This is a genomic window from Clostridium sp. C2-6-12 (assembly GCF_009928485.1).
Taxonomy (GTDB): domain Bacteria; phylum Bacillota; class Clostridia; order Clostridiales; family Clostridiaceae; genus Clostridium.
Map to the genome: position 1 here is coordinate 105393 of NZ_JAABNP010000013.1, position 12645 is coordinate 118037.

Below are 12645 nucleotides of genomic sequence, written 5' to 3' on the forward strand. Positions count from 1 at the left end.
ATATATAAATATATAGGAATATTATAACATATTTTCTATTTAGCGTATAGACGATTAATTGCACTAATCATTGACTTAATTGATGCCCTTGTAATATTGCTGTCAACACCAACACCAAAAGTCTTATTTCCATTATCAATTCTTTCCATATATACATAAGCTGCTGCCTTTGCTTCAGAACCTGTACTTAATGCATGTTCTGTATAATCAATAATCTTAATATTGATTAAGCTGCTTCCTGCCAAGGAGTTTTTAAATGCATCTATAGGACCATTACCTATACCTTCTCTTTCTTTTGTAACTCCATCATGCTCTATTGTAACATTTACCTTAGTATCACCATCTTCAGCACCTTCAGATACATCTGAAATTGTACATTTTATTAATTTAAATGGCTCTTCTACCTTTAAATATTCCTTTTCAAAAGCATGCATAACTTCTGATGGAGAAACTTCTCCTTTTTGCTCTGACATCTTTTGAATAACATCAGCAAATTCTTTTTGCATAGTCTTTGGAATTTTAAATCCATAACAATGATCCATAACAAAAGCAATTCCGCCTTTTCCTGATTGACTGTTAATTCTAACTAATGCTTCATATTCCCTACCTAAATCGCTTGGATCTATAGGCAAATATGGAACTTGCCATATATTATCATGTCTTTCTTGATATTTTTTCATACCCTTATTTATAGCATCCTGATGTGAACCTGAGAAGGCTGTAAATACAAGGTTTCCTGCATATGGGTGCCTTACATGTACTGGTATTTTAACACATCTTTCATATACTTCAATAATTTCATTTATGTTTTCAATATTTAATTCAGGATTAACACCATGAGAAAACATGTTATATGCTATATTTAACATATCTACATTTCCTGTTCTTTCTCCATTTCCAAATAAAGTTCCTTCAACTCTATCTGCTCCTGCAAGAAGTGCAAGCTCTCCATCAGCAACTCCAGTTCCCCTGTCATTGTGAGGATGAACACTTACAATTACTCTTTCTCTATCTTTAAAGTTTCTGCACATCCATTCAATTTGATCTGCATAAATATTAGGTGTATCCATTTGCACTGTTGATGGAAGATTAATTATAACCTTATTATCTTTACTTGCTCCCCAAGTATCTAAAACAGCTTCACAGATTTCTAAAGCATATTCAACTTCTGTTCCTGTAAAACTTTCTGGTGAATATTCTAAAAATATCTTTCCATCAAAATTTTTAACATATTCTTTAACTAATTTAGTTCCTTCAACTGCAATTTCTTTAATTTCATCTTTACTCATATTAAATACAACATCTCTTTGAAGTACTGATGTTGAATTATAGATATGAACTATTGCCTGTTTCACATCTTTTAATGCTTCAAAAGTTCTTTCAATTAGGTGTGGTCTAGCTTGTGTTAAGACTTGTACACGAACATCATCTGGAATATGATTTTCATCAACTAATTTTCTTAAAAAGTCATATTCAATTTGTGATGCTGATGGAAATCCTACTTCTATTTCCTTAAATCCTAGCTTAACAAGCAAATTAAAAAATTCTACTTTTTCTTCAACTGTCATTGGATTTATAAGCGCTTGATTACCATCTCTTAAATCAACACTACACCAAATAGGTGCCTTAGTTATTTCATTATCTGGCCATGTTCTGTCCTTCAATTTTATTGTCTCAAACCTTTTGTATTTTTTATAATTTAACATTTTTTAGCCCTCCAAAATATATATTTATTATTATTTTTGCTTATATTCGTTGTGTGAGTTCCAGATATAGCCCTTCCACTACACCTCGAAGCTTAATAATAAATATTATTTTTTTGTCTACTTTCTTATTAACCCCACCTACATCACCTCTTTAAATTTTTAGAACATTTTCTGTATTCTACCACACTACTAACTAGTTGTAAACATTTGAGGTTATTTTTAAACGATCTGATAACTTTTTCACTTATTTTTTATAAATTTATCAAATAATACCCTTTTTTATTCTTTTTGTATATAATATAATAAATAATTTTCTTGGAGTTTCATATGATCTATTTATCAGCATTATTATTATGCTTATTTCTAAATTTAACTCCATTAGTGCTTTCTTTGATATATGTAAATAAAAGAATACATTTTAGCAAATCTATAATTCTTTTGTTTTCAATTATAACATCTATTGGAATTGTTGTTTTTATGTATGCTGGAAGATTGATTTTAAATTTATTTATTCCAAAAGTCGGAAATATCTTTGGTGCTGTATGCTTAAGTCTTATTGGTGTTTATTATATAGTTGAATACATGAGGATATTAAATGAATCTGCTGGCTATGATACTTCATATTATTATGAACCTTCTTTAAATTATAGAAAACTTTTAGATTTCTCTTCTTCCATTCCTGAAATTAATAACCTAAATGATATTAATATATATAGCTTTATTAAATTTTCAGCAGAATTTTTACTAAATAATATTCTCATATACATTTCAGCTGGTATCACTGGCATAAATATTAATATATGTGTATTTGTCAATTTTATTCTTTCATTAATAGTTTTTTATTTAGGATACCTTAACATTAAAGATAATATTATACTTTTTTTGGGCAGACATTTTTATTTATTTGGAGGAATTTTATTAATAACTTTAGGATTATTGGAAACTTATCAATAACATATTGTAACACGACTACTCAAATAAAAATTTAAATCAAAATTTTTATAAAAATGGGATAAGCCCTAGAATATTAATTAATTCTAGGGCCTATCCCATTTTTATTATACTTCAAATTTTATATACTAATTTTTTGTTTACATAACCTAAATTCTAGCACAGATTTACTACTGACTTATAATGAGCATAGATTTATTCTCCAATATTTTTTTGTTTTTTTCCAGTTATTAAATAAATTCCAATTAAAACTAAAACTGCTGGCATAACAAGTGATGAATTTATAAATCTAAATATACTTCCAAAAATCATAGAAGCAAATGAAGTAACTGAAACCAAGGTTAAAATTCCTATAGGTATAAGCAAGCCTCTTTTTCTGCCTCCAAATATATATAATTGAAATAATCCTACTGCAACTGAAAATGGATATATAGGCCATGTATAACCTGAAAAATGCCAATTTGTTATTGATTCAAAGAAAAACAATACTCCTATTGTTGTTAAAATTCCTCCTGGAACTAGTAAACCAGGTGCTCTTCTTGTAGAAAAATAAGCAAGTTCAAAGCATAGTCCTGGTATTAAAACAAACACTGGCCATAATCTTCCCATTCCAAAAAGCTGTATATGAAACATTTTTGATATGAATAATAATGTTCCAACCATTATTAAAAAGAATCCCCAAAAGTAATTTTTATCTTCCATTTTTATCTCCCCATCTCCTAATTATTATATTTATTAATATATAAGTTCTAAATTAAATTTATAAATATTCTTCCTTACTTTTTATAATTTTACTGTATATTATTTCTTGTTACAATTAATATATCCTTAATATTTTCTTAATAATTGTAAATCATAATTTAAACTTATATTATATAATTTTCATATTATTAATCTTCAAATTAATATATTATAAATATGCATTTTATTTACTAATTTATACGGCTCCTTAAATGATATGCTGCCATTTTTATCTTTTGAAAAGGCATAAAAAAATTTCTGCATTAAATTTAATTCTTAATGCAGAAATTTTTATTACCCACATAGTACTCTAAAGGGCATTAACTAGTTTAATTATTCATATCTTAAAGCCTCAATAGGATCAAGTTCTGCTGCTTTTTTAGCTGGATAATATCCAAAGAAAACACCAATGAACATTGAAAACGAAAAGCTGATTAAAATTACTACTGGTGATACTGCTGTTGCATATCCCATTATTTTAGAGCCAAGGGCACCTAAGCCTAAGCCTAAACCTATACCCAATAATCCGCCAATAGAACATATTATAATAGATTCTATTATAAACTGCATTTTAATATGACTGCTTTTAGCTCCAAGAGCCTTTCTCGTTCCAATTTCTCTAGTTCTCTCTGTAACTGATACAAGCATTATATTCATTACTCCTATTCCACCTACTACAAGTGATATTCCTGCAATTGCAGATATTGCAAGCGCAACTGTAGTCATCATAGTTGTCATGGATTCCAGCATGCTTTCCATATTACTTGCTTGAGCTTGAAACTTTGTATTTTTTTCATAAAGCTTTGACAAATAAGTTGATAATTCAGTTGTAAAAGATTGAACTTCTACTCCATCCTTAGATTTTATAGTAAAAGTTTGATAATTCTTATTTGTAGCTGTTTTCTTTACCACTGTTATTGGAATATATATATCTGTTGTAAGATTTTCATCAGAAGTTGTTCTATTTCCACCTGAAGATTTATATTTATATACACCTATAACTGTATATGTATGTATTGCATTAGATGTATATACTTTAATTTGTTGATTTATTGGATCTTCATATCCAAATATTCTTGTAGCTAATTTATCCGAAACTACTGCCACATCTTTTGCTCCATCAATATCATTTTGTAAAAGATATCTTCCTTCTGACATTTCCAGATTTTTAACATCTTTATATCCAATATTAGTACCTACTGTACTAATATTAGCATAGGTTGTACTATTTTTAACTTTGCCTGAATCTCCATTTTCTGATACGCTTAATGCACTTATCTTATCACTAAATTCATCTTCTAAATCATTTATCTGCTGCATAGTCATAAGATCTGTATCCTTAGTAGAACTGCTTGATTTACCTTGTCTTCCAAAACCTCCAGGTATTCCACCTCCACTTGCAGCTCTCATAGCTCCTCCTGCTGGCATTCCACCTCCACCTGATGGTGCTCCTCCACTACCTTGAGGTGGTCCACCTGGTTGTGCTCCACCTCCTTGTTGTGATCCGCTGTTTGCTTGTTCCTTATTAGAAGACTGTCCATTTTTAGCCTGTGATCCACTACTGTTATTTTGTGAACTATTTTTAGCTTGAGTTCCACTGCTATTTTTTTGTGAAGAACTATTACCAAAATTTTTTGAAGTAGAATTACTTGTACTTGTTGAACTTCTTTCTTGTACGTTAACCGTAATGTTAGTTGCTCCCATTGATGCCATTGAACTTGTTAAAGAAGATGTCATTGCATTTCCCACAGATACAACTCCAATTACAGATGCAATACCTATAATTATACCAAGCATTGTGAGTAACGCACGCATTTTATTTGATTTAAGACCTGCTATTGCAAGCATTATATTTTCTTTTATAAACATAATTTTTCCTCATTTCGAAATCTCTTATAATACTTTAGATTTTTCGTTTCAGATATTATATTTCCATCCTTTAAAGTAATTATTCTTTGAGTTTCTTCTGCAAGTTCATTATTATGAGTTATAAATACTATTGTTTTGCCTTCTTCTTCGTGAACCTTATGAAATAAATCCATAACTAATCTTCCTGTTGATGAATCAAGGGCGCCTGTTGGTTCATCTGCTAAAATTATGCTTGGGTCATTGGCTAATGCTCTAGCAATTGCAACTCTTTGCTTTTGTCCACCAGATAATTCATTAGGTTGATGAGACATTCTATCCTTCATTCCAACTAGTTCAAGAAGCTCTTCTGCTCTTTCTTTTCTTTCTTTTCTTCCCATTCCATGGTAAAGCATAGGTAACTCAACATTTTTGAGAGCTGAACTTCTAGGAATTAGATTATAAGTTTGAAATACAAAACCAATTTGCTTATTTCTTACTTCAGACAATCCATTATCTGATATTTCATTAATATTTGTACCATCTAATATATAGTTTCCTGAAGTAGCTCTATCAAGAGCTCCAATTATATTCATTAATGTACTTTTACCAGAACCAGAAGATCCAACAATTGAAACAAATTCTCCTTCTTTTACATTTATATCAATCCCTTTTAAAATGTTTAATTGATTGGGAGATCCTATATAAAAACTTTTTGTAATATCTTTCATTTCTATAATATACTCACTCAAAAAGCTCACCTCCTATTTATTAAATTTGCCACGTTCGATTGTAACAGTATCTCCAACTTTATAATTTGCTGGTTCACTAAGTACAATCATCCCTTCTGAAAGATCTGAACCATCAATCTCGACACTTGTATCAGATTCCATACCTTTTGTTACTGATACTTCCTTAACTACATATTTATCACCTGTTTTTTCAGCAACATAAATTACACTTTCTCCATTATTATTTACAATTGCTCCATATGGTACAGCATATACATTAGCTTTTTCATTAGTGACAATATTTACTACTGAATTCATACCCACTTTTACCTTATCACTTTGACCTTTTAATTGTATTTTAACAGTAAAAGATACGTCACTGCTTGTTGAATTACTTGTTGTAGATGTTGTAGTTTTACCTGTGCTACTGCTTGTACTACTATTACTTGCACTTTGAGTGCTTGAAACTGGTTCAACATTTATAACCTGTCCTTCAATAATTTCATTACCGGTTACATCTGTTGTAATTCTAGCTTTTTGTCCAACCTTTACCTTTCCAACATCTGTTTCATCAACACTAGCGTTTACTATTAAATTACCTAAATCTTGAATTACAAACAATGCTCCTGAAGCTTGAACACCTACTACTGCATTTACATTAGTTACAGTCCCATCTACTGTAGCAATTACTTTAGCATCTTCTAATTTTTTCTTTTTATCTTCAAAAGCAAGTCTGTTACTTTTGTCATCAGCACTAGCTTTTGCATTATCATAGGCTGTTTTAGCCTCATCTAAACTTTGCTTTGCATTTATTTTTTTTGCTTCTAAAGAAGCACTTGCCTTGTCATAGTTATTTTTGGCAGTTTCATAATCTATTTTTTTATCATTTAAATCTTGTTGTGATATTTCTCCTTTATCATACATTACCTTATTAAAATCATAAGCTTTAGTTTTCTTTTCTAAATCGAGTTTTGCAGATTCAAGAGAATTTTCACCATCAATTATATCTGTATTTAAATTGTTATCATATAAATATTTAAGATTTTCGTATTTTTGTTTAGCACTTGTTAATGATAATTGATTTTTTGTTTCACTTGAAGTAAGACTTTGCTGAGCTTCAGCAATTTGTTCCTCTAAGGTTGTCGTATCAATTGTTGCCAAAACATCTCCTTTTTTCACTACATCCCCAACTTGAACATTAATAGACGATACATTGTATTGTAAATTTGAATATATATTAGTTGAATCTCCACTTTTTATTGCTCCAGAAGAATTTATAGTTGTTGCTATATTTGTTTTTTTGAGCATAGTATATTTTACAGTACTTTGAGTCGTAGCTGGTTTTGAAAATTTAACTTTATAAATCGTAAAACCTAAAATGACAACAAGCAATATACAAATCACAGCGATAACCTTTTTATTACGTAATTTATTCATGAAACTTTCCTTACTTATAATATCTTTGTTAATTAAATGATTCTTTAACGATAGTTTCAAACTAATAACCTTCTTTCATTTGAGTATACTTTAAATATTTTAAATAACATTCATTTCTAGTTTTAATAAAAGAAGCATTGTCTTTATCCAATGTTATTTGAGAATTTTCTAATGCATTTTTAGACATATAACCATAATCATATTGAGCTTGAGTAATTTCAAAAGTTTTTTGTTCCTGCATTATTTTTTCATAGCTGTTTTTTAAAGAATTATATGAAGACATAAGATCATTATATAATGCTTTAAAATCAGTTTCTGCCGTATTTTCTGTTTGATTTAAGTCCATTTTTGCATTGTCTTGTTCATAATCATAAATATCTTCCTGATCATTATTATCATAAGTATCTTCTTGATCATCTAAATTGTCGATTGCATCTTTTTTATCTTTTATGTTTTGATTATTATCAAGCATTACTGCTAAGTCCTTCTCATAATTAATATGTGAAATAACATTAAAATCCACAGTTACATCAGTGTTGAATACAATCTTGTCATTTGGATTTAATCCAAGAGTATTACATAGCTTTATTCTATTAAGCTCTTCAGTATCCTTTGATTTATTTAAATCATTAACAGAAGTATCTCCTTGTATTTTAGAAAGATATTGATTTTTTGAAATAAATCCATTTTCATATTGAATCTTATAAATATCAGATTTTTTTTCATTATACTTTTGAGTAGCTTCACTGATCTTTTTTGTAGCCATATCATTTAAATATGATATGTATGCTTGTTGTGCTGAGTAAACTACTGTTTCAACATTTTTATCATAATTATCTTTTGCCTTTGTGAGATTCTCTTTAGCACTTTCATAATTAGACTTAGCTGTATTATAATTTGACAAAGCTGAGTTATAGGCTGAAGTATCAACCACTCCAGTATTGGCATCAGTATAATCTGACTTACTAGGCTTAGATTTTGAATCAAAACTTTCTTTGGCATCATCACGTTTTTCTTTTGCTATTTTCAAATTATTATCAGCAATTTTAAGTGATATGTTATTTTCAATAACAATTTCCCTTATGTTTTCTAATGATACAATCAATGTATCATCATCTGTAGTTGCCGACTTATCTGTAGTTACAATATTGTCAGCAGTGGCTGCTTGTACACTTGTTATGTTCACCAATGATATGTTGGTTAACGTTAAGGTCATTATTAATAAACTTACAAATGCTCTTTTCAATCGTGTCTCCTCCTTGATTTGTCATAATTAACCATATAATTTTATTAAAAATATAATTATTATTGTTATTTTTAGTATAGTATTCAATTCTAACCTGCCTCTAAAACAAATATAAACAAAATATAAACTTATGTTAAATTTATGTTAAATTTTTAGGATAAATAAAATTAGAAATCAACTTAGCTGAAATACTTATAATATAAAGCATAAAAGCCGTATTTATAATACTTTACTTATTATATAAAGTATTATAAACACGGCTCTAATTGTTATAAATTAAATCGATATCCAGCTCCCCAAACAGTTTCTATATATTCAGGGTTGCTACTATCTAGTTCAATTTTATCTCTTATTCTATTAATATGGACTGTTACAGTTGAACTATCTCCAAAGGATTCTTCTCCCCATATCCGATCCAACAAAGTTTCCTTTGAAAATACAATATTAGGATTTGATGCAAGAAATAACAGTAATTCAAATTCTTTATTTGCAAATCTTATTTCTTCTTCTCCTACATATACTCTTCTAGCTTTAAGCAATATTTTAATTCTTCCAATTATTATTGAACTCTTTTCGTTATCATTATTTTTATCCATTGATGTTAGACGCTCATACCTTGAAATATGTGCATTTACTCTTGCTACAAGTTCACTTGGACTGAATGGTTTTACTATATAATCATCTGCACCAATTCCAAGACCTTGTATTTTATAAATATCTTCTTTCTTTGCTGTAACCATTAAAATAGGAACTTCTTTAACAGCTCTTATTTCTTCACATACTTTAAATCCATCCTTACCTGGAAGCATTACATCTAAAAGTATTAAATCATAATCATTATTTAAGGCAAACTCCAATCCTTGAGTTCCAGTTCTTGCAATTTCAGTATTAAATCCAGTTATTTCAAGGTAATCCCTTTCTAATTCAGCAATGCTCTCATCATCTTCTATAATTAATATATTTTTCAATCATATCCCACCTTTGATTCAGTTAACAATTTACGGTTCAGAGTTTAGAATTCTTATTATAGATTTTAGTTGTAGTCATTTTTACAATTATTTATCTCAAATTTTAGGAAGGGTTATTTTAATTGTAAGGCCATTCATATTGTAGGCATGAATTTTTCCGCCATGGGCTTCTACAATATTTTTTGCTATAGCTAGTCCTAGTCCACTTCCTTGACTTGGATTTGTTCTTGAAACATCTCCTCTATAGAAACTTACAAATAAATTTGGAAGTTCTTTTTCTTCTACACCAATTCCATTATCACTAAGCTCTATATTAATTAAATCTTCTTTTTCAAATACTGCTATTTTTACCTTAACCTTATCTTTTTCCTTATATTTTACACTATTTTCTACTATGTTTAAAAGTACTCTATTCATTTCCTGACAATCTAATTTTGCCTTGGACATATGGCTACATTTATATTCATATAAGAACTCAGCATCTTTTTCATCAAATTCATCTTTTATATGTTTATAAAAGCTATCCATATATTCCTTTAAGTTTATTTTATCAAACTTAAAGGGAAAATTGCCTGTATCTAATTTTGAAAATAGAAATAATCTGTCTACAAGCACATCCATATCACATGCTTTTGTATAAATCGTATTTAAGTATTTTTTTTGCCTTTCAGGAGTATTTGCTACTCCATCTCTTAATCCCTCAACATATCCTTTAATTGCTGTAAGAGGGGTTCTCAAATCATGTGATATTCCTACCACTAGTTGTTTACGATCTTCTTCATATTTTAACTGAGATTCAACAGAATCTTTTAATCTTAATCTCATTTCATCAAAATCGCCACAAACTTGTTTAAACTCATCATCACTTTCATAATTCATTTCAAAATCAAGATTTCCATTTTTAATTTGTTCTGCTCCATAACTCAATAATTCCAAAGGAGTTATTAATGTCTTATAAATATTTTTAGATAATATACCATTAGTTATTGTTACAACAATTAAAGAAATAACAAAAACTATTAAAATATAGCTAATTACAAAGGCCGACATTTCACGCTTCATATCAAACCTTATAGGTTCATAAGCAGAATTGATTGCAATAATATTTACAACTTTTTCATCCTTAATAAAACTATTTGTAACTAAAGAAATGGAGTTCATTTCAAGAACTAGGGAATGTGTTTGAAAAAGCATATCTTCACCTATCTTCGAAATTGCTTCCTTATCTTTATCTGTAGTATTGGATGAAACAATTTTTCCGTCATAAGTAATTATCAAATGGTATCCTTTTGGTTCAAGAAAATTTCTTAATTCTTCAGATAATTTTTCAAAATCGTCTTTATTGTTTAGTTTCTTTGAATCTGGTCTCAAATTCTGTTGAATAAAATACGCATTAGGATCACGTTCCCTATCACTAGCAAATTTTTTTTCATAAGCCATAGAAAATGGTATACTCATTATTTCAGCAATAACAAGTATAATTACAACAGGAATAACAATCATTAGAATATTAGAGATTGTAAGCCTCTTTTTTATTTTCATACTAATTCCTCAACTATTTTTTTATTTACAGTTAAAGTTGCTAAATCTATTTTTTCCGGACTCACAAGCAGAGAATAATCTTTAACCCATAGGTTTCCATCCACTATCTTTCCTTCTTCTATTGTTTCTGTAGGATCTTTATCATATACTTCTTCTAAATTTTCACTTTTAGTTAATACAGCTATCCTCCTGCAGGGCTCTTCAAACTCTTCATAAATATTAAAAAAGCTATTATATGAGTCAAAGCTTTTAACAGATGTAACCACTTTTAAAAACAAATTATATTTTTCAGCTGCTTCCATTGCATTTATATATTCTTTATCCATTTGTATTCCTCACTTTTCTGATTTTGTATTATATTCGAAAATAAATTTAAATCCACCATTTAACATTTTCAATATAAAATACTAAGTTCTTTTTTTAATTCCATTACTTCCTCTTCATTAAGTTTTCTCCATTTTCCATTGTCTATTTTAGAACTAGTTATATTCATAATTCTAATTCTTTCAAGCCTTACAACTTTATATCCTAAAGCTCCACACATTTTTCTAATTTGTCTATTAAGACCTTGAGTTAATATTATTCTAAAGGTATCTTCATTAACCCTAAATATTTTACACTTTCTTGTCCTTATGGAATTCTTTCCTTCTATTTTATTTTGCCTTAAATCTGCCAATTGAACAACCTTTAACTTTTCATCTAGTAAATCATTTATATGTCCTTCCTTAGACACATAAACACCAAGTTCATCAGATATTCTCTTAACACCTGAGCTTTCACGTCCCGAAATTTCAACTCCTTCAGCCATTTTCACGAGAAAATTATCATCGAAAGCTTTATTTACCTTAACTATATACTCCTTTTCATGCATATTTTCAGATTCTAGAAGCTTATTAGCCAATTCTCCATCATTGGTCATAAGTATTAAACCTTGAGATTCTTTATCAAGCCTGCCCACTGGAAATATATATTCTGGATAATTCATAAATTCAATTATATTATCCTTTGTCTCATTTTCTGAAGTGCAGGTTATTCCAACAGGTTTATTGAGAGCAATATAAATTTTTTTCTTCTTTGAGATAAGTTCACCGTCTAATAAAATCTCATCTTTTTCTTCTTCAACCCATTGTCCTAGAACACAAAGCTCACCATTTACCTTTATTCTTTTTTCTTCTATTAATCTATTAGTTTCTTTTCTAGAACAAATTCCATAATTGCTGAATAATTTATTTATCCTCATGCAAAATTTATCCTCCATTATAGTAATCAAAATTTATCTATATATTTCATAATATCTGGTTACGCTAGTTTTTTAAAGAATAAATTTTTTTAATTAGTCATAAATATTGAATGATTTAAGATTTACGGTCTTATTTACAGAAAAGTTCAGTATTGCAGGAAAGTTCCATATTGTGGCATAGCCACTCTTTTTATAGGTGAAATGATCCGTATTGTGGCATAGCCACTCTTTTTATAGG

At 28.7% G+C, this 12645-nt stretch carries 11 protein-coding genes; 1 reads left to right on the forward strand and 10 read right to left on the reverse strand.

Translation table 11 applies throughout. The features are described 5' to 3' along the window. Positions 1-35 precede the first annotated feature (35 nt). On the reverse strand, positions 36-1706 hold the full coding sequence (gene leuA, locus GXK56_RS12815; protein ID WP_160687912.1) for a 2-isopropylmalate synthase: 1671 nt from the start codon (positions 1704-1706) through the stop codon (positions 36-38). A 327-nt stretch (positions 1707-2033) separates the two neighbouring features. Here leuA and GXK56_RS12820 point away from each other — a divergent pair, with 327 nt between their 5' ends. Continuing rightward, positions 2034-2660, forward strand: coding sequence for a hypothetical protein (locus GXK56_RS12820; protein WP_160687914.1), 627 nt, complete (start codon positions 2034-2036; stop codon positions 2658-2660). Between the two features lie 192 nt (positions 2661-2852). On the opposite strand, the gene GXK56_RS12825 is transcribed toward GXK56_RS12820, so the two are convergent. From GXK56_RS12825 to GXK56_RS12865, 9 genes are all read right to left on the reverse strand, one after another. Further along, positions 2853-3359, reverse strand: coding sequence for a hypothetical protein (locus GXK56_RS12825; RefSeq protein WP_160687916.1), 507 nt, complete (start codon positions 3357-3359; stop codon positions 2853-2855). Between the two features lie 372 nt (positions 3360-3731). Continuing rightward, positions 3732-5267: an ABC transporter permease gene (locus GXK56_RS12830; RefSeq protein ID WP_160687918.1), complete on the reverse strand. Its 1536-nt coding sequence runs from the start codon at positions 5265-5267 to the stop codon at positions 3732-3734. After that, complete coding sequence (locus GXK56_RS12835) at positions 5258-5995, reverse strand: ABC transporter ATP-binding protein (RefSeq protein WP_160687920.1); 738 nt, start codon at positions 5993-5995, stop codon at positions 5258-5260. The genes GXK56_RS12830 and GXK56_RS12835 overlap by 10 nt, the downstream gene beginning before the upstream one ends. A 12-nt stretch (positions 5996-6007) precedes the next feature. Then, complete coding sequence (locus tag GXK56_RS12840; protein ID WP_243156109.1) at positions 6008-7471, reverse strand: efflux RND transporter periplasmic adaptor subunit; 1464 nt, start codon at positions 7469-7471, stop codon at positions 6008-6010. Between the two features lies 1 nt (position 7472). After that, positions 7473-8657 (reverse strand): TolC family protein, encoded by a 1185-nt coding sequence (locus GXK56_RS12845; protein WP_160687922.1) that lies wholly within the window; start codon positions 8655-8657, stop codon positions 7473-7475. Between the two features lie 269 nt (positions 8658-8926). Continuing rightward, positions 8927-9625, reverse strand: coding sequence for a response regulator transcription factor (locus GXK56_RS12850; RefSeq protein ID WP_160687924.1), 699 nt, complete (start codon positions 9623-9625; stop codon positions 8927-8929). A gap of 96 nt (positions 9626-9721) precedes the next feature. Continuing rightward, on the reverse strand, positions 9722-11167 hold the full coding sequence (locus GXK56_RS12855) for a HAMP domain-containing sensor histidine kinase (protein WP_160687926.1): 1446 nt from the start codon (positions 11165-11167) through the stop codon (positions 9722-9724). Continuing rightward, on the reverse strand, positions 11164-11493 hold the full coding sequence (locus tag GXK56_RS12860) for a hypothetical protein (protein ID WP_160687928.1): 330 nt from the start codon (positions 11491-11493) through the stop codon (positions 11164-11166). The genes GXK56_RS12855 and GXK56_RS12860 overlap by 4 nt, the downstream gene beginning before the upstream one ends. Before the next feature lie 68 nt (positions 11494-11561). Continuing rightward, positions 11562-12407: a pseudouridine synthase gene (locus GXK56_RS12865; protein WP_160687930.1), complete on the reverse strand. Its 846-nt coding sequence runs from the start codon at positions 12405-12407 to the stop codon at positions 11562-11564. Positions 12408-12645: the final 238 nt, after the last annotated feature.

Bases quoted from the DNA above. Each gene is read 5' to 3' on its own strand.
- GXK56_RS12865 (WP_160687930.1), bottom strand. From the start codon at position 12,407: ATGAGGATAAATAAATTATTCAGCAATTATGGAATTTGTTCTAGAAAA.
- GXK56_RS12830 (WP_160687918.1), bottom strand. From the start codon at position 5,267: ATGTTTATAAAAGAAAATATAATGCTTGCAATAGCAGGTCTTAAATCA.
- GXK56_RS12860 (WP_160687928.1), bottom strand. From the start codon at position 11,493: ATGGATAAAGAATATATAAATGCAATGGAAGCAGCTGAAAAATATAAT.
- leuA (WP_160687912.1), bottom strand. From the start codon at position 1,706: ATGTTAAATTATAAAAAATACAAAAGGTTTGAGACAATAAAATTGAAG.
- GXK56_RS12825 (WP_160687916.1), bottom strand. From the start codon at position 3,359: ATGGAAGATAAAAATTACTTTTGGGGATTCTTTTTAATAATGGTTGGA.
- GXK56_RS12855 (WP_160687926.1), bottom strand. From the start codon at position 11,167: ATGAAAATAAAAAAGAGGCTTACAATCTCTAATATTCTAATGATTGTT.
- GXK56_RS12820 (WP_160687914.1), top strand. From the start codon at position 2,034: ATGATCTATTTATCAGCATTATTATTATGCTTATTTCTAAATTTAACT.